Origin of the sequence: Bradyrhizobium sp. S3.2.6 (genome assembly GCF_040546885.1) — a bacterium.
Lineage (GTDB): Bacteria > Pseudomonadota > Alphaproteobacteria > Rhizobiales > Xanthobacteraceae > Bradyrhizobium > Bradyrhizobium cytisi.
Genome location: NZ_JBEPOS010000012.1, coordinates 66,208 through 82,391, shown reverse-complemented (window position 1 = coordinate 82,391; position 16,184 = coordinate 66,208). Strand labels below are relative to the sequence as shown.

Sequence of the window (16,184 nt, the reverse complement as noted above, 5' to 3'; positions counted from 1 at the left end):
ACATGCGGCGCACCCTCATCCAGTCGGCAACGATCATCAGCATGGACGCTTCGATCGGCGATCTCCGTGTCGGCGACGTGCTGGTGGAGAACGGGCGGATCGCCGAGGTGCGTCCCGGTATTGAAGCCGCTGATGCCGAGGTCGTCGACGGCCGCGGCCGCATCGTCATCCCCGGGCTCATCAACGCGCATATGCACACCTGGCAGACGGCGCTGCGCGGCTATGCTGCGAACTGGACGCTGCTCGAATATTTCCGCCGCATGCATGCCGGGCTCGCGACCTTGTTCGCCCCCGACGACATCTACATCGCCACCCTCTCGGGCGCGCTGAACCAGATCAATTGCGGCACCACCACGCTGGTCGACTGGTGCCACAACAACCCGACGCCTGCCCATACCGACGCAGCCGTGCGCGGCCTGCTCGAGAGCGGCATCCGCGCCGCCTTCTTCCACGGCTCACCGAAGCCCGAGCCGAAGCCGGGCGAGCCGCACTTCTCGGAGGTGCCGCATCCGCGCCGCGAGGTCGAGCGGCTGCTGGCAGGTCCCCTCGCCGACCGCGACGGGCTCGTGACGCTCGGGCTTGCCATTCTCGGTCCGCATTATTCGACGCTCGACGTGTCCTTGCATGATTTTCAGCTGGCGCGGGAGCTCGGCCTGATCGCCTCGATGCATCAGGGCGGCGGGCCGGCGAAGACGCAAGGCGGCTGGGAGAAGCTGATCGAGGCCGGCCTCGTCGGTCCCCACGTCAACATCGTCCATGGCAACGACCTGCCCGATGATCTCCTGCAAAGATTGATCGACCTCGGCGTCACCTTCTCGGTGACCCCCGAAAACGAGATGATCCAGGGCCACGGCTTTCCCATCACCGGACGGCTGCTCAAGCGCGGCGTGCGCCCCACCATCGGGATCGACCTGGAATCCGTGCTGGCAGGCGATCTCATCTCCGCCGCACGCGTCGCACTGTCGATGCAGCGCGCGCTCGACAATGCGGAGATGCGCAAGAACGCGGGCGCCATTCCGGCGACGACCACGATTCCCGCGCGCGAGGCGCTGGCATGGATCACCACCGAGGGCGCGCGCATGCTCGGCCGCGAGAGCGAGATCGGCTCGCTGACGCCCGGAAAACTCGCCGATCTCGTGATGATCAATGCCGACGATCTCAATCTCTTCCCGGTCCACGATCCCGTCGCCACCGTGGTGATGCAGACGAGCCTTGCCAATATCGAGGCGGTGATGATCGGAGGCCGCTGGAAGAAGCGGAACGGACGATTACTGGTCGACGGGCTCGACCGGAAGAAGGAGCTGCTCGCGCAATCCGGTCAGCGGCTGGTGCGGGATATCGAACAACAAGGCCACGCCGCCAGATAGCGGCCAACGGACAACAAGAAATGACTGATGCAAGCAAACAGGTCGCGTTCATCGGCATTGGCAAGATGGGCCTGCCGATGTCGCTTCTCGTCGCCAAGGCCGGCTATGCCGTTACCGCCTTCGACCAGAGCGCGGCGCGGATCAACGAGGCGCGCGAGCACGGCATCGCTGTCGCAAGCTCACCCACTGAGGCCGTCAACGGCCGGCCTGTGGTCATCACATCGCTCCCCGACGACGCCGCCTTGCGCGCGGTGATGCTCGGCCCGACCGGGCTGATCGGCGCGATGGCGCCGAAGGCGGTGCTGATCGAGACCAGCACGGTCAGCGCCGAAGCCTCCGCCGAAGTCGATGCCGCGGCACAGGCCCGCGGGATTTCGTATCTGCGGGCGCCGGTCTCTGGCAACGCCAGCATCGTCCATACCGGCGCGCTGAGCTGCTTCGTCTCCGGGCCCAACGATGCCTTCGAGAGCGCCAAGCCGCTGTTTGCGAGCTTCACCCGGGCCCAGACCTATCTCGGCGCGCGCGAGGAAGCGCGTTACGCAAAGCTCGCGGTCAATCTCATGATCGCGGTCTCGGCAGCAATGATGGCCGAGAGCCTGGCGCTGGCGCGCAAGGGCGGCATCGGCTGGCAGGACATTCTGAAAGTGCTGGATGAGAGTGCGGTCGCTTCCCCCATGGTGAAGTACAAGACCGCGCCGCTGCGAACGCGCGACTTCGTCTCCAGCTTCTCCTGCAAGCAGATGGCCAAGGACCTCGATCTCATCCTCGGCGCCGGCCATGCCGTCGGCGTGCCGCTGCAGCTCGCGGCTCAGGTGCGCGAGACCTACGGCGCGCTGGTTGCGCAGGGCGACGGCGAGACCGACTTCATCGCGACCGTCAAGCATCTCGAACGTCTCTCGGGCCTTGGCGAGCCCAAACTCTGATCGACGGAGGCAGAATTTGCGTAATTTCAGCGAGACCAACATCACCGACGCCGTGCTCGAGCGCATCGCGGGCGCAACCGATCCGCGGATCAAGCAGGTCAGCGAAGCCCTGGTGCGTCACCTCCACGCCTTCGTGCGCGAAATCAGGCCGACCCAGAAGGAATGGGAATACGGCATCGACTTCCTGACCCGCACCGGCCACATGTGCGACGACAAGCGGCAGGAGTTCATCCTGCTGTCGGATACGCTCGGCGTCTCCATGCTGGTCGACGCGATCAACCACCCGGTGCCGGAAGGCGCGACCGAGACCACCGTGCTCGGCCCGTTCTTCGTCCAGGCCGCACCCGAGAAGCAGAACGGCGACGATATCTCGGGCAGCATGGAAGGCGATCCCATGATCGTCACCGGCTCGGTCTCGACCGTCGACGGAAAGCCGCTTCCAGGCGCCGTGGTCGACGTCTGGCATTCCGACAATGACGGCTATTACGACGTGCAGCAGCTCGACGAGATCGGCGATCTCGCGATGCGCGCCCGCTTCCACACCGACGCCAACGGCCGCTTCCATTTCTGGTCGATCAAGCCCGCGGCCTATCCGATCCCGCATGACGGTCCGGTCGGCGAGATGCTGGAAGCGCAGGGCCGCCATCCCTGGCGCCCGGCGCATGTGCACTTCATGATCTCGGCGCCGGGCTTCGAGCAGCTCGTGACGCATGTGTTCGTCGCCGGCGATAAATATCTCGACAGCGATGTGGTGTTCGGCGTCAAGGACAGCCTGATCCACGACTTCGTGCGCTGCCCGGCCGGCCGTGCGCCGGATGGTCGCATGGTGGATGCCGCCTACTATCACCTCAACTATGATTTCGGCCTGAAGCGGGCCGCAAGCAACGCGCAGGCGGCGTAAGCCGAACGTCGACTCGACGGACTGACAACAGTCCGCGACAAGAACGGACGACAGGGAGAGACAATGGGACCGCGGGTCAATAGTGCCGCATTGGCTGAACGCCTCCAAGGCGTGATCGGTCCGCGTGCGACCATCGCGCGCGGCGTGCTCGACCAGCATGGCCAGAGCGAATCCTATTATCGCGCCCTACCCCCCGACATCGTCGTCTATCCCGAGACGACTGCAGAGGTCGCCGAGATCGTCAAGCTCTGCGCCGGCGCCGGCATGCCGATCGTGCCGTTCGGTGCCGGCACCTCGCTCGAGGGCAACGCATCCTCGGTGGAAGGCGGCGTCTGCATCGACTTCGCGCGCATGAACAAGGTGCTGACGGTGCACGACAGCGACATGAATGTCGTGGTGCAGCCCGGCATTACCCGCAAGCAGCTCAATGCCGAGTTGCGCGGTACCGGCCTCTTCTTCCCCATTGATCCCGGCGCGGATGCCTCGATCGGCGGCATGACCTCCACGCGCGCATCCGGCACCATGGCGGTGCGTTACGGCACCATGAAGGACAACGTCATGGCGCTTGAGGTGGTACTGGCCGACGGTCGCGTGATCCGCACGGCCAGACGCGCCCGCAAATCGGCAGCCGGCTACGATTTGACGCGGCTGTTCGTCGGCGCCGAAGGCACGCTCGGCGTCATCACCGAGATCACGCTGAAGCTGCATCCGCTGCCGCAGGCGATTTCGGCGGCGGTGTGCAGCTTCGACACCCTGCACAACGCCGTCGATACCGCGATCGGCCTCATCCAGGCGGCTATTCCGGTGGCGCGCGTCGAGCTGCTCGACGACGTCATGATGCGCGGCATCAATGCCTACGCCAAGCTCGGCTATCGCGAGGCGCCGACGCTGTTCTTTGAATTCCACGGCTCGGAGAGCGCCGTCGCTGAGCAGGCCGAGCTGGCGCAGGCCATCGCCGCCGAGCACGGCGGCCGCGGCTTTGAATGGGCCAAGGCGCCGGAGGACCGCAGCCGGCTCTGGCATGCCCGCGACAACACGCTCTATGCCGGCCTCGGCCTGCGACCGGGCGCGCGCGCCGTCATCACCGATGTCTGCGTGCCGATCTCGCGGCTCGCCGAATGCCTGACCGAGACGCGCCGCGACGCGGACGAGCACGGCTTCACCGCGCCCATCGTCGGCCATGTCGGCGACGGCAATTTCCACATGCTGATCCTGGTCGATCCCGCCAAGCCTGAGGAGATCGACGGCGCCAAGGCGCTGCAGGCCCGCATGGTCGCCCGCGCCATCGCCATGGACGGCACCTGCACCGGCGAGCACGGCATCGGGCTCGGAAAGATCGATTATCTCACCGACGAGCTCGGCGAAGCTGTCGACGTGATGCGGTCGATCAAGACCGCGCTCGATCCCGACGGCTTGATGAATCCCGGCAAGATCTTTGCGGGAGCACGACCATGAACGCTCCCGGCGAGACCGCAGCGACGCCGCTGCTCGAGCTGCGCGGCATCAGCAAGACGTTTCCGGGCGTCAAGGCGCTCGACGACGTGTCCTTTGCGCTCTACCCCGGCGAAGTCCACATGCTGCTCGGCGAGAACGGCGCGGGCAAATCGAGCCTGATGAAGGTGCTGTGCGGCGCCTACAGCGCCGACGCCGGCGAGTTCTTCTTTGAGGGCAAGAAGGTCACGATCGCCTCGACGGCCGACGCGCAAAAGCTCGGCATCGCCGTGATCTTCCAGGAATTCTCGCTCGTCCCCTATCTCGACATCGCCCAGAACATCTTCCTCGGCCGCGAGCCGAAGGGCCGCATTCCCGGCACCATCGACCGCCGCAGGATCCTGGCCGACGCCAGGCGCCTGCTCGACACGATCGGCTTCGACATCGACCCGTCCATCATCGTCAACACGCTCGGCGTCGCCCAGCAGCAGATGGTCGAGATCGCAAAAGCCATCAGCCAGAACGCGCGCATCCTGGTCATGGACGAGCCGACCGCGGCGCTGTCCGACCGCGAGACCGAGCTCTTGTTCGCGCTGATCGCGCGGCTAAAGGCCGATGGCGTCTCCATCGTCTACATCTCGCATCGCATGGCCGAGGTGTTTTCGCTCGGCGACCGCATCACGGTGCTGCGCGACGGCCGCCGCATCGACGGCGTGCGCCCGGCCGACGTCACGTCCGACCAGCTCGTCCGCATGATGGTCGGCCGCACCGTCGACATGACCTATCCGCGCAATTTCGCCGACAAGCCCGGTGAGGTGCTGCTGGAGGTCAAGAACCTGACCTCGCCGACTGGTATCTCCGACATCAATATCGAGGTGCGACGCGGCGAGATCGTCGGCCTTTGCGGCCTGGTGGGGTCCGGCCGCAGCGAGGTCGCGCGCGCGATCTTTGGCGCCGATCAGGTCACCTCCGGCGAGATCGTGTTCGACGGCAAGCCGATCTCCGGCGAGCCTGATGTGGCCGCCCGCCGCGGCATCGCGCTGATCCCGGAGAGCCGCAAGAGCGAGGGGCTCGCGCTGCTGCGTTCGGTCGGCGACAATCTCGTGGTCTCGGCGCTGCGAAAACTATTCCCGAGCGGGCTGTTCGATCCGCGCAGCGGCCAGCGCGCCGCCGACGGCCTGATCCGGCAGCTCCGCATCGCGACGCCGAGCGCACGCCAGACCGTCGGTCTTCTGTCCGGCGGCAACCAGCAGAAGGTCGTGATCGGCAAATGGTTGGCCGCCGGTGCAAAGCTCTTCATTTTCGACGAGCCGACGCGCGGCATCGACGTCGGCGCAAAGTCCGAGATTTTTGCGCTGATCGACCGGCTGGTTGCCGAAGGCGCCGCAGCCCTGATGATCTCCTCCGAGCAGGTCGAGATCTGCCATGTCTGCGACCGCGCCTATGTGATGCGGGAGGGCCGCGTCGCCGGACATCTGACGCGCAACGAGCTGACCGAGGAGAACATCGTGCGATTGGGGATGCATCATGCGTGAGGCCGCGGTCGTTTCACACCCCAATCCGCTGCAGCGCATTCCCGGCGTCGCCATCGTGCTCGGCGCCCTGATCGTGCTGTTCGGCGCGATCGCGCCCGGATTTCTCACCCCTGCCAATCTCTCCAACGTGCTGGTGCAGTCGACCATCCTGTCCATGCTGGCGCTGCCGATGACGCTGATCATCATGACCGAGGGGCTTGATCTCTCGATGGGCGCGGTGCTGACGCTGACCTCGCTCTGCGTCGCCATCGTCTCGCTCGCGACCCAGTCGATGCTGCTCGGGCTGGGTGCCGGCGTGCTGGTCGGCGCGGCCTTCGGCACCGTCAATGGCTGGCTGGTCGCCATCCTCGGCATTCCGCCCTTCGTCGCCACGCTCGGCACCCTCGGCATGGCGCAGGGCCTGTCGCTGATCGTCAGTGACGGGCAGAGCGTGGTCGGGATTCCCCATGGCGTCCGCGATATCTATTCGGCGACCCTGCTCGGCATTCCCGTGCCGATCGTGATCGCGCTCGTGACCTACGCGGCGTTTCACGGCCTGCTGTATCACACCCGCTTCGGCACCTATGTGTTCGCGCTCGGCGGCAATCGCGAAGCGCTCCGCTATGCCGGCCTCTCGCCCAACAAGTTGCTGATCGCGGTCTACGCGATCGGTGGCACCATGGCCGGCATCGCCGGCCTCCTGATGACCGCCCGGATGAACTCGGGGCATCCGACCGCGGGCCTCGGCCTCGAATTCGATGCGATTGCGGCGGTCGCGGTCGGCGGCACCTCGTTCGAGCGCGGCAATGGCTGGCTGCTCGGCACCCTCCTTGGCGTCATCGCCGTCGGCGTGCTGCGCAACGGGCTGAACCTGATCTCGCTGCCCTCCTCGGTGCAGGTCGCAAGCGTCGGCGTCCTCGTCATCGTCGCGCTGTTCCTCGATGGCCTCAGGAGCCGGGCATGACCGACATCGCCAAGGAGCCCCTGTCGCCGCCACGTTCGTTCCTGTCCGAGGACGCGATCCAGCTGTTCTATCGGCTGCTTGCCGTGCTGCTGATCTGCGCCGTGCTGGCGGTGCTGAACGACTCCTTCCTCAGCCTCGGCAACATCCTCAACGTGCTGCGCCAGGCGAGCCTCACCTTCTTCATCGCCTCGGGCCTGACGCTGGTGGTGCTCACTGCCGGCCTCGATCTCTCGGTCGGCGCCAATGTCGCGCTGTCCGCGTGCGTCGCCGGGACCGTGATCCACACCACCGGCTCACCCACCCTCGGCATCCTGACTGGGCTTGCCAGCGGCGGCATCGTCGGCCTCCTCAACGGCATCATGGTGACGGCGCTGCGCATCCCGTCTTTCATCGCCACCTACGGCATGCTCTGGGTGCTGAACGGACTGACCTATTGGTACATGGCGGGCGAGACGCTGCACGGTTTCCCCGCGGGCTTCCGCCAGATCGGCAGCGGTTATCTGTTCGGGCTGCCGATCCCGGTCTATCTGCTGCTGGTGTTCCTCGGCATCGGGACGCTGTTTGCCCAACGCACGATCTGGGGCCAGGAGATCTATGCGATCGGTGCCAATCCGGTTGCCGCGCGCCTCTCCGGCATTCCCGTCACGCGGCGCCTTCTGCTGGTCTACGCCGTCTCCGGCACAATGGCGGGGCTTGCCTCGATCATCTTCCTGTCGCGGCTGAATTCCGCCGAGGCCGATATCGGCGAAAGCCTGACACTGCCGGCGATTGCGGCCGTGCTGATCGGCGGCACCTCGCTGTTCGGCGGCATCGGCACCGTGTTCGGCACCTTCATCGGCGCGTTGATCCTGACGCTGGTGCTGAACGGCATGAATCTTTTGTCGGTCAGTGCCAATTGGCAGCCGCTGGTCACCGGCATCATCGTCATTCTCGCGGTCTGGCTCGACATGAAGACCCGCCGCCGCGGCCAATGAGTTTCTAGGCAAGCCAACAAACCAAAATGGGGATGGAGACGACATGAAACAGAGACTGGGCTATCTCGTACTGCCGCTCGTGATGGCGGCTGCATTCACGACGCAGGCGCGCGCCGACGGCGAGACCATCGCGGTGTTCACCAAGAACCAGACCAACCCGTTCTTCCAGACGGTGCGGGTCGGCGCCGACAACATGGCGAAGACCCTGAACGCCAAGACGCTGCAATACATCCCGACCAAGCCGGACTCGATCCCCGAGCAGCTCAGCCAGATCGAGGACGTCGTGGTGAAGAAGCCGAGCGCAATCGTGTTCACGCCGGTCGACTACAAGGCGATGGTGCCGGGCGTCGAGAAGATCAACGACGCCAAGATTCCGGTCGTCAACATCACCGACCGCTCCGCCGGCGGAAAATTCCTCTCCTTCGTCGGCGCCGACGATTACAGCCTCGGGCTCGAGACCGCGCGCTTCCTGCTCAAGACGCTCAGTGGCAAGGGCAACATCGTCATCATCGAGGGCGTCAAGGGCTCGCTGACCAATGTCGATCGTGTCCGCGGCTTCAACGATGCGCTGAAGGAGAACCCGGGCGCCAAGCTCCTGGCCTCGCAGCCCGGCAACTATCAGCGGCTCCAGGCGCTCCAGGTCATGGAAAACCTGATGCAGTCCAATGCGCAGATCGACGGCGTGCTCGCCGCCAACGACGCGATGGCGGTCGGTGCGATCGAGGCGCTCGACGGCGCCAACCGCAAGGCCCAGGTGATCGGCATCAACGGCACCAAGGAAGCCATCGACGCCATCAAGTCCGGCAAGCTGCTCGCGAGCGGCGACTACAACGGATTTTTCCAGGGCTGCCTCGGCACCATGATGGCGGTCCGCAGCTTACGCAACCAGCCGATCGTCAACGAGATCGTGCTGAAGCCGACCGTCATCACCAAGGACAACTACCAGCCGTTCGACCAGCCGCTCGAGCAACGCACCTGTCCGACCTTCGAGGAAGCCAGCAAGCTCGGCGCGAAGTAGCCGCGGCCCGTTCTGATCAAGCACCGGGACGGCTGATGACAGCCGTCCCCAGGATCTCCCGGAGACATCATGCTGTTTGCCATCCATGCCATCGACCGCACCGGCGCGCTGCCGACGCGGCTTGCCAATTACGACGCCCACAAGGCCTTCCTCGGCGATACCTCGCGCTTCGGCGTCAAGATCGTGATGTCAGGACCGCTGGTCGCCGACGACGGCGCAACCATGATCGGCAGCCTGTTCCTGATCGAGGCCCCCGGCCGCGCCGAGGTCGAGGCCTTCAATCGCGCCGATCCGTTCGCGGCGGCCGGCATCTGGGAGAAGGTCACGATCACCGGCTTCCTGCGACGGCAGGGCTGATCGGACGATTTGTCACACCCTGAGCAGCTCACCGCCGCCGCGGCTTCCTTGGAAACAGGCGATCGCGGATGTAGCGCGAGGTTGCGGTCAGGCGGATCCCGCGCGGCTTCTGCCAGGCGGCGCGGTCGATCTCCTTCTTGTCGCCGATCGCGAGCCGGCCCTTGGCGCTCTTGGCGATGAAGATCGCGTCGCTCATCTTGCGGCCCGAGCGCTTGTTCTTGGCCTTCACTTCCTTCCAGAGGCTGATCCGGCCGAGCTTCAGCTTCGGCAGCTCTTCCTTGATCTCGCGCCGCAGGCAGTCCTTCTCAGTCTCACGTGCGCGCTTGCGGCCGCCCGGAAACATCCACAGGCCGTCCGCCCGTCGCCTGACCAACAGAACCTTGCCGCGCTTGGCGGCAACCAGCTTGGAGGACTTCGCCATACCTGTCGCAAACCGAGAAAAGAATCGGGCTATCGTAACTTGTCTATGTCATTAGACAAGTTCGGCGACCGCCCCGGATACCCGTCGGCTCCCATCGTTGTCCACGCGCATGCAAGGTGCGGCAAACGTCCGGGCGACCTGCTGGGGCTGCCCGGCTAGCGAGCCTCGTCGGCTGGCGGCATCGCATTCGGCTTCGCAGCCGCGGTCCGGTCCTCGGTCCGGATCCATGCCGCCGCCACCTCCCACGCCACGGACAGGATGATCGGCCCGATGAACAGGCCGACGATACCGTGGGCGAGCGTGCCGCCGATCACTCCGACGAAGATCACGATGGTCGGCGTGTTGAGACCGCGCCCCATCACGAGCGGCTTCAGCATGGTGTCGAGGAAGCCGACAATGACGAGGAAGACGGTGAGCACCAGCGCCGTGGTCACGTCCTTGGCGGTCCAGATCCAGATGATCACCGGCAGCAGCACGAGGAAGGCGCCGATCTGCACGATCGACAGCAGCAGCACGATGAAGGCAAGCAGGCCTGCGCTCGGCACGGCTGCGAGCTTGAAGCCGATGCCGGCAAGCAGCGCCTGCACGATGGCGACGCCGATCACGCCTTGCGCCACGGCGCGGATGGTGGCGCCGCCCAGCTCGAGAAAATGCTCGCTCTGCGCCGGCACGATGCGGGACAGGAAAGCGCGCCCGGCCGCAACCAGCCGGGGTCCGTGCGGAAACAGGAAGCCGGCCACGAACACCGAGACCAGGAACTGGAGCGTGCCGAGGCTGGCATCGCCCGCGAGCACCAGGAGCGGTCCGGCCAGCGGCTGGAGATAGGGCGCGACCTCGCGCAGCACGGCGCGGATGTTGTTATAGGCCTGGTCCCAGAGCTCGTAGAGCGTCGGGCCGATCACCGGCCACGACTTGATCGACTCCGGCGCCGACTGAAGCGCGAGGTCGCCGGTGCTAAGCTGGTGCGCCAGCTCCCTGCCCCCGTCCACGGCACTCACGCCGAGCCATGTGGCCGGGCCGAGCACGATGCCGAGCGTGATCAGGGTGAGGATCGCAGCCGCGGTCTTGGGCCGCCCGCCGAGGATCTTGGCGAGCCAACTGAAGGCCGGATAGAACGCGACCGCGAGCACGCCGCTCCAGGCCAGGATCGGCACGAACGGCCGAATGATGAGGAATGTCCAGATGATCAGCAGCGCCAGCAGGCCGAGGCGGATCACGAGCTGAATGACGTCTTCGCCCGTCAGGAGCTGACGCAGACTTTTCACAGGCACGGCTTTCCTTGCGGCATCAACGCGGGTTCCGGCACTTGCGCGGGCTAGGGTTATTGCCAGCCAGGAGGCGGGCGTCAAGACGACCGGGTCCGCCTCCGGCCGGTGGGGACCGGCCGCGTCGTGCCTCGAGATGAAACCGCCGTGACGAAGGTGCCCGAACGGGCCCTCAGAAGTGATAGTTGACGCCCACCGTGCCGGTCTGGATGTTCAGCTTCACATTGGCGGGGGAGGCCACCAGATTGCCCGTCGTCACGGGCTGCTCGGTGAGGGCGCCGAAGCCCAGATAGTTGTACTCGGCCCGCACCGACCAGTTCGGCATGAACATCCACTCGACGCCGCCGCCGGCGAGCCAGCCGGTGCGGTTGAAGCTGCCGTTGGCTGAACCGGCGAGCGCGCCGGCCAGGCCGTTATTGGCGCTGTACTTGTCGCGGGTAAAGGCAGCGCCGCCCTTGGCGTAGAGCAGCACGCGGTCGAAGGCGACGCCGAAACGGCCAGCGACAGTGGCGATATAGTCGTTCTTGAGCGAAAGGTTGAAGCCAGCACCGCCGCCGAACGGGCCGCCGGCATTGAGCGTGATACTGGACCAGGCGTCGGTGCCCTCGAGGCCCACCACGAAATTGCTGACCTGGTAGTTGCCGCCAATCTGGCCGCCGACCACGCCGCCGCTGGCCGAAACCGAGCTCCAGGTCGCTGCGGGATCGGTCGGATCGATGCCGGTCCACTTGCTCCAGGCGCCGCCGCCATGGGCGCCGATATAGAAGCCTGTCCAGGTGAAGATCGGAGCCGGCGCGATCGGCGCCTTGACCACCGGCGCAGGTTCGATGATGTCAGCCGCAAAGACCGGTGTTGCCAGCGACAGCAGCGCAGTCGTCAAAATCAGTTTCTTGCCCATGATCTCATCCCCAATGACTTTCGCCCCTCCCGACCGGGGCGATGGGTGAAATCTACCTGTCCGATGAAGCGGGCGCTTGGACCGACCGGGGCGCGATTTGGACTGACCAGCGCTGCGGAGATCGGGAAATCCTGCAAATTCCGCGACAACAGCGGGTTTGGCTAACGACGATTAACCGGATTTCCGAGGGTCGGTTTACGCCGATGCAAAGGCTCGCACCTACGCTTGCGCCAGGTCCCAAAAACACTTGCGGTGCAATGGCCAACAGCATCTGGACGATCGAAGAATTCACCTGCCCCGGTTGCAGCATGAACTACGCTGCGACAAGGGAAGAGCACGCCGAGCCGCATTCCGGTCAGTTCAAATGCAGCATCTGCAGCGGCGTGGTGCACTCCTGGTCCGGCAAGCATCATTTCTTCGGCTGGTCGGCGGTGAAGACCAAGCCGCCGGTGTTTGGACGGCGATGGGCGGGAGTGGGTTGGTAGGCTCGCGCGGCTGGCAATTCGGCCGAGCTTGATTGCAACGATGGCCCCGGGATTCGCGCGGCCAGAACTAGGCAGTGTGCCTGCAAAGCCGGCGGCATCGTGTGACTGGTGACTACGTCCGCTTTGCTCCTCTTGCAGACATGGCGACGGCGCGCTTGCTCGAGGTCAATAGGATACTTGCGCTTCCGCGGCGTCAGATTGCGCATGGCCTCCGTCGGCGCGTCGAGAGGCTCGGTAGCGGCCGGGCGACAGTCCGTGATGCCGGTGAAACAGCTTCGAAAATGCCGCCGCTGTCTCGTAACCGACACGGCTCGCAATTCGTGCGATCGGCTCATCGCTGGTTTCCAGCAGGAACGCCGCTTCCGCCATCCGGCGTTCGATCACATAACGGTGCATGGATTGGCCGACGAGCTTGGTAAAGCGCGCCGAAAATACCGAGCGGCCGAGCCCCACGCGCTGGCCAAGGTCGCTCAGGGTCCAGGGCCGCTCCGGGTTTTCATGAATCAGCTTGAGCGCCGGTCCGATATGCGGGTCAGATATGGCCCCGAGCCAGCCGCCTTGTCCGGGATTGAGAGACGCGATCCAGCTTCGGAGCACCTCGACAAACAGCACTTCCGTTAATCGTGAAAGCGCGACGCGTTGGCCAGGACGCTCGAGCGCGGACTCGGTGACCATGCGGCGCAGGATTGCTTCAAGCCAACCACCGTCTGCGGTCGGCTTCAGCAGGAGCACGGGCGGAAGTAACTCCAGCACGCTGCCAAACAGCGGCCGGGACACCGTGAAATTGCCGCAAATCATGGTCGAGAGCGGCTTTGCGCGGCTGCCGTGACGAATGACGCCAAACCGCGACGACGCTCGATCGAGATCTGTAATCCGCAAGGGCTTGGCCCTGCGATCCGAATAAAACACGTGGGACTCGCCGCGCGTGATCACGACAAAATCGCCCTCGGTCATCTTGAATTCCTGTCCCTGTCGGAGCGCGAGGGTCGCCGAGCCCTGGCTGAGATAGTGAAACAGGGCGTAGGGGCGCTCTGGTAACTCCAGATTCCAGGGATGGCCGAGCTCGAAGTGAAAGAGCAGCGTCCCACCGAGACGAACTCGATCGAGCACTTGGGCGAGGATGTCCATGCCGCCGAGATTAGACCGACGGACGATCGGACACAACATCCGGACGATTGATGCCTATCGTCCGAAAGGGCCGCGGAATAGGTGAGGTCGCGGCGGGCCGACGTTACGAGCGGCAACCATTTCGCCGATGGCAGATGGAAGAACCGCGACCTTGCTGGAAACGCCTGTCCATTCCCCCGGACCGAGTTCGTCCGACATGCCAATAGGAATTATCAATGCGAAATCTCCTCCTCTCAGCCGCCACCGTCCTTCTGGCCGGAACGACCATGGCCAGCTCCGTCCATTCTGCCGAACTGCCAAAGGGAGCAGCTCATAACATCGTACTCGTACACGGCGCTTTCGTGGACCAGACGAGCTGGAAGCCCGTTGCTGATATTCTCACGAAGAAAGGCTACAACGTCACGCTCGTGGAAAATCCGCTTACTTCGCTCGCCGCGGACGTCGATGCCACCAAGCAGGCGCTCGCGAAGCAGGACGGCAGGACCGTTCTGGTCGGCCATTCGTGGGGCGGGATCGTCATCACGCAAGCAGGGGACGATCCCAAGGTTTCGGCGCTGGTTTATGTCTCCGCGTTCGCGCCCAGCGTCGGAGAGTCTCTGGCGTCGCTGTCCAAAGCCGGCCCGCCGACCGAAGGCGGCAACGCTATTCATCCCGACGACAAGGGCAACCTCTACATCGACCCGAAGGTGTTTCCTTCCGCGGTCGCGGCTGATCTTCCCCCGGAGATCGCCGCGCACCTGGCTGCCTCGCAACTTCCGTTAAATCACGTTGCGTTCGAGGCACCGGTCACCATTGCGGCCTGGCGCGACAAGCCGACATTCGATGTGATCAGCACCAAGGACAAGTTGCTCGCGCCTGAGGCCCAGAAGTTGTTCGCGGCGAGGATGAAGGCGCAGATAACGGAAGTCGCCGGCAGCCATGCCTCGCTCGTCGTCCATGCGAAGCAAGTCGCTGAGGTCATCGAAAAGGCAGCGCTCGTGAAGTGACGGTACTGCTCCCGGCGCTTTCGCGCCGGGAGCGCACCGGCTCGCTCAGAGGAATGCAGAACGCATTTCCCCACTCGATTATTTCATGCCAAGCATCCGGAGGATAACATGACTCAACTCGCCATCGCGAACGAAGACGTCGCCACGCTTGAGACGGCGCCGACGCATTACGTCGAAGGCCACGGAATCCGCTTCGCCTATCGCCGCCTCGGCCCTGCGATTGGAACGCCGCTGATTTTCCTGCAGCACTTCTCGGGCAACATCGATGCATGGGATCCCGCCGTCCTCAACGCTCTCGCCTCCGATCGCCCTGTCATCGCATTCGACAACGCCGGGGTCGGTCACTCGACTGGCCAAACGCCCGACAATATCGCAGCGATGGCGAGAGATGCAGTCGCCTTCATCAACGTGCTCGGCCTCTCCGAAGTCGACCTGTTGGGCTTTTCCCTCGGCGGCTGCGTCGCCCAACAGATCGCCGCCGAGCATGGACGGCTGGTTCGCAAGCTCATCCTCGTCGGCACTGCGCCCAAAGGCGGAGAGGAACATTTGTTAGCAGTTCTCCAAGAGGCGTTTTCCCAAACCGGTGCGCCGGACCCCCGCCTGCCGCTGTTCTTCACGAAGTCGTCCGCCAGCCGGTCGTCCGGCCTGGCATTCCTGAAGCGGACGCAGGTTCGTAAAAACGATCGAGACATCGATAACGGCAGCGCGGTAACCGACCCACAGGCCAAGGCGCTGATCACCTGGTGCGCCACACCTGATCCCGATCACGTCATTCTGCGCGCCATCCGCCAACCCACTCTGGTGGTCAGCGGCAGCCACGACACCATGCTGCCCGCGAACAACGCCTACGCGATGTCTAGGGAACTTAGCAACGCTCAACTGGTCCTCTATCCGGATTCAGGGCACGGCGCCCTGTTTCAGTACCACGAGATCTTTGTCAGCCACGTCCGGACTTTCCTGGACGCTCCGCCCTCGGTTGCGTGATCCCTGGTGCGTTCTGATGCGATCGAGCCACTTCAACCATGAGAGTTGGGACGGAAGATAAGATGACAATCCAAAAAGTCGAAGTTGAGCGCTTCAGCCTCACGAGTTCAAAACCTTTCGACGCTGTCGTGGCTGCGCTCAAGTCGGCGGTCGGTCAGCCCGACATTGTCGAATTTTTTAGGGCGACGAGGGCAGCAAAATCCTTCCCGGATCTAGAGCGCATTGTACAAAGCGGCGTGGGCCGCACCGACCTTATGCTCTTCGCGGAGTTCGACTTGGGCGACATCTTGCGTCGCGAAACTGGATCCAAGACGCCTAAGCTCATACGGCTTGTGGTCGGCAATCCGCTCATCATGAAAGAAATGGTCAGGCACGCGCCCGATGCTGGATCTTACGCGCCAGTCACGGTCCTCATTGATGAGCGTCCCGATGGCGTTCACGTCTCTTATGACAAAATGGAGAGTTACCTGCTGCATTACGGCAGTTCGGAAGCCCTCGCCGTCGCCCGAACTCTCGATGCGAAAATCACAACTTTGCTACGCGAGTGTACAAGTTAACGTCCTGAAGC

The 16,184-nt window shown here is 64.5% G+C and carries 18 protein-coding genes; 14 read left to right on the top strand and 4 right to left on the bottom strand.

Annotated features, from left to right (window positions below):
* Positions 1 to 2: 2 nt before the first annotated feature.
* From ABID58_RS21430 to ABID58_RS21390, 9 genes are all read left to right on the top strand, one after another.
* A complete protein-coding gene (locus ABID58_RS21430) occupies positions 3 to 1,367 on the top strand; it encodes an amidohydrolase family protein (protein ID WP_354034409.1) in 1,365 nt (454 codons plus the stop codon).
* A 20-nt stretch (positions 1,368 to 1,387) separates the two neighbouring features.
* Positions 1,388 to 2,290, top strand: a complete 903-nt coding sequence (locus ABID58_RS21425) for an NAD(P)-dependent oxidoreductase (RefSeq protein WP_354034408.1) — start codon at positions 1,388 to 1,390, stop codon at positions 2,288 to 2,290.
* A 16-nt stretch (positions 2,291 to 2,306) separates the two neighbouring features.
* Positions 2,307 to 3,191, top strand: a complete 885-nt coding sequence (locus ABID58_RS21420; RefSeq protein WP_354034406.1) for an intradiol ring-cleavage dioxygenase — start codon at positions 2,307 to 2,309, stop codon at positions 3,189 to 3,191.
* A 63-nt stretch (positions 3,192 to 3,254) separates the two neighbouring features.
* Positions 3,255 to 4,646, top strand: a complete 1,392-nt coding sequence (locus ABID58_RS21415) for an FAD-linked oxidase C-terminal domain-containing protein (RefSeq protein ID WP_354034404.1) — start codon at positions 3,255 to 3,257, stop codon at positions 4,644 to 4,646.
* On the top strand, positions 4,643 to 6,157 hold the full coding sequence (locus ABID58_RS21410; protein ID WP_354034403.1) for a sugar ABC transporter ATP-binding protein: 1,515 nt from the start codon (positions 4,643 to 4,645) through the stop codon (positions 6,155 to 6,157). Before ABID58_RS21415 ends, ABID58_RS21410 begins: the two co-directional genes overlap by 4 nt.
* Entirely contained in the window at positions 6,150 to 7,100 is a 951-nt protein-coding gene (locus tag ABID58_RS21405; protein WP_354034401.1) for an ABC transporter permease, read from the top strand. Before ABID58_RS21410 ends, ABID58_RS21405 begins: the two co-directional genes overlap by 8 nt.
* Positions 7,097 to 8,074, top strand: coding sequence for an ABC transporter permease (locus ABID58_RS21400; RefSeq protein ID WP_354034399.1), 978 nt, complete (start codon positions 7,097 to 7,099; stop codon positions 8,072 to 8,074). Before ABID58_RS21405 ends, ABID58_RS21400 begins: the two co-directional genes overlap by 4 nt.
* Before the next feature lie 43 nt (positions 8,075 to 8,117).
* Entirely contained in the window at positions 8,118 to 9,092 is a 975-nt protein-coding gene (locus ABID58_RS21395; protein ID WP_354034397.1) for a sugar ABC transporter substrate-binding protein, read from the top strand.
* A 69-nt stretch (positions 9,093 to 9,161) separates the two neighbouring features.
* Positions 9,162 to 9,449 carry a YciI family protein gene (locus ABID58_RS21390; protein WP_148749340.1) on the top strand — a complete coding sequence of 96 codons (288 nt, stop codon included), beginning with the start codon at positions 9,162 to 9,164 and terminating at the stop codon, positions 9,447 to 9,449.
* A gap of 28 nt (positions 9,450 to 9,477) precedes the next feature.
* Here ABID58_RS21390 and ABID58_RS21385 read toward each other — a convergent pair whose 3' ends face one another.
* From ABID58_RS21385 to ABID58_RS21375, 3 genes are all read right to left on the bottom strand, one after another.
* Positions 9,478 to 9,870 (bottom strand): NUDIX hydrolase, encoded by a 393-nt coding sequence (locus ABID58_RS21385; RefSeq protein ID WP_354034395.1) that lies wholly within the window; start codon positions 9,868 to 9,870, stop codon positions 9,478 to 9,480.
* 155 nt (positions 9,871 to 10,025) lie between these two features.
* The gene (locus ABID58_RS21380) at positions 10,026 to 11,141 is read right to left on the bottom strand and encodes an AI-2E family transporter (protein ID WP_354034393.1); all 1,116 of its coding nucleotides are present in this window, start codon (positions 11,139 to 11,141) and stop codon (positions 10,026 to 10,028) included.
* Positions 11,142 to 11,307: 166 nt separating this feature from the next.
* Positions 11,308 to 12,033, bottom strand: a complete 726-nt coding sequence (locus tag ABID58_RS21375) for an outer membrane protein (RefSeq protein ID WP_354034391.1) — start codon at positions 12,031 to 12,033, stop codon at positions 11,308 to 11,310.
* Positions 12,034 to 12,290: 257 nt separating this feature from the next.
* On the opposite strand from ABID58_RS21375, the gene ABID58_RS21370 reads away from it, so the two are divergent.
* Positions 12,291 to 12,518 carry a hypothetical protein gene (locus ABID58_RS21370; RefSeq protein WP_354034579.1) on the top strand — a complete coding sequence of 76 codons (228 nt, stop codon included), beginning with the start codon at positions 12,291 to 12,293 and terminating at the stop codon, positions 12,516 to 12,518.
* A 165-nt stretch (positions 12,519 to 12,683) separates the two neighbouring features.
* Here ABID58_RS21370 and ABID58_RS21365 read toward each other — a convergent pair whose 3' ends face one another.
* Positions 12,684 to 13,628: an AraC family transcriptional regulator gene (locus tag ABID58_RS21365; RefSeq protein ID WP_354034577.1), complete on the bottom strand. Its 945-nt coding sequence runs from the start codon at positions 13,626 to 13,628 to the stop codon at positions 12,684 to 12,686.
* Between ABID58_RS21365 and ABID58_RS21360 the strand changes: the two genes are divergently transcribed.
* From ABID58_RS21360 to ABID58_RS21345, 4 genes are all read left to right on the top strand, one after another.
* On the top strand, positions 13,572 to 13,697 hold the full coding sequence (locus ABID58_RS21360; protein WP_354034587.1) for a hypothetical protein: 126 nt from the start codon (positions 13,572 to 13,574) through the stop codon (positions 13,695 to 13,697). The genes ABID58_RS21365 and ABID58_RS21360 overlap by 57 nt on opposite strands.
* A gap of 164 nt (positions 13,698 to 13,861) precedes the next feature.
* Entirely contained in the window at positions 13,862 to 14,632 is a 771-nt protein-coding gene (locus tag ABID58_RS21355; protein ID WP_354034389.1) for an alpha/beta hydrolase, read from the top strand.
* 108 nt (positions 14,633 to 14,740) lie between these two features.
* Positions 14,741 to 15,616 (top strand): alpha/beta fold hydrolase, encoded by an 876-nt coding sequence (locus ABID58_RS21350; RefSeq protein WP_354034386.1) that lies wholly within the window; start codon positions 14,741 to 14,743, stop codon positions 15,614 to 15,616.
* A 62-nt stretch (positions 15,617 to 15,678) separates the two neighbouring features.
* Positions 15,679 to 16,173 carry a DUF302 domain-containing protein gene (locus ABID58_RS21345; protein WP_354034384.1) on the top strand — a complete coding sequence of 165 codons (495 nt, stop codon included), beginning with the start codon at positions 15,679 to 15,681 and terminating at the stop codon, positions 16,171 to 16,173.
* The last annotated feature ends 11 nt before the right edge of the window (positions 16,174 to 16,184 follow it).

Bases quoted from the DNA above. Each gene is read 5' to 3' on its own strand.
- ABID58_RS21430 (WP_354034409.1), top strand. From the start codon at position 3: ATGCGGCGCACCCTCATCCAGTCGGCAACGATCATCAGCATGGACGCT.
- ABID58_RS21425 (WP_354034408.1), top strand. From the start codon at position 1,388: ATGACTGATGCAAGCAAACAGGTCGCGTTCATCGGCATTGGCAAGATG.
- ABID58_RS21415 (WP_354034404.1), top strand. From the start codon at position 3,255: ATGGGACCGCGGGTCAATAGTGCCGCATTGGCTGAACGCCTCCAAGGC.
- ABID58_RS21410 (WP_354034403.1), top strand. From the start codon at position 4,643: ATGAACGCTCCCGGCGAGACCGCAGCGACGCCGCTGCTCGAGCTGCGC.
- ABID58_RS21405 (WP_354034401.1), top strand. From the start codon at position 6,150: ATGCGTGAGGCCGCGGTCGTTTCACACCCCAATCCGCTGCAGCGCATT.
- ABID58_RS21400 (WP_354034399.1), top strand. From the start codon at position 7,097: ATGACCGACATCGCCAAGGAGCCCCTGTCGCCGCCACGTTCGTTCCTG.
- ABID58_RS21395 (WP_354034397.1), top strand. From the start codon at position 8,118: ATGAAACAGAGACTGGGCTATCTCGTACTGCCGCTCGTGATGGCGGCT.
- ABID58_RS21390 (WP_148749340.1), top strand. From the start codon at position 9,162: ATGCTGTTTGCCATCCATGCCATCGACCGCACCGGCGCGCTGCCGACG.
- ABID58_RS21385 (WP_354034395.1), bottom strand. From the start codon at position 9,870: ATGGCGAAGTCCTCCAAGCTGGTTGCCGCCAAGCGCGGCAAGGTTCTG.
- ABID58_RS21375 (WP_354034391.1), bottom strand. From the start codon at position 12,033: ATGGGCAAGAAACTGATTTTGACGACTGCGCTGCTGTCGCTGGCAACA.
- ABID58_RS21370 (WP_354034579.1), top strand. From the start codon at position 12,291: ATGGCCAACAGCATCTGGACGATCGAAGAATTCACCTGCCCCGGTTGC.
- ABID58_RS21360 (WP_354034587.1), top strand. From the start codon at position 13,572: ATGGCCGAGCTCGAAGTGAAAGAGCAGCGTCCCACCGAGACGAACTCG.
- ABID58_RS21355 (WP_354034389.1), top strand. From the start codon at position 13,862: ATGCGAAATCTCCTCCTCTCAGCCGCCACCGTCCTTCTGGCCGGAACG.
- ABID58_RS21350 (WP_354034386.1), top strand. From the start codon at position 14,741: ATGACTCAACTCGCCATCGCGAACGAAGACGTCGCCACGCTTGAGACG.
- ABID58_RS21345 (WP_354034384.1), top strand. From the start codon at position 15,679: ATGACAATCCAAAAAGTCGAAGTTGAGCGCTTCAGCCTCACGAGTTCA.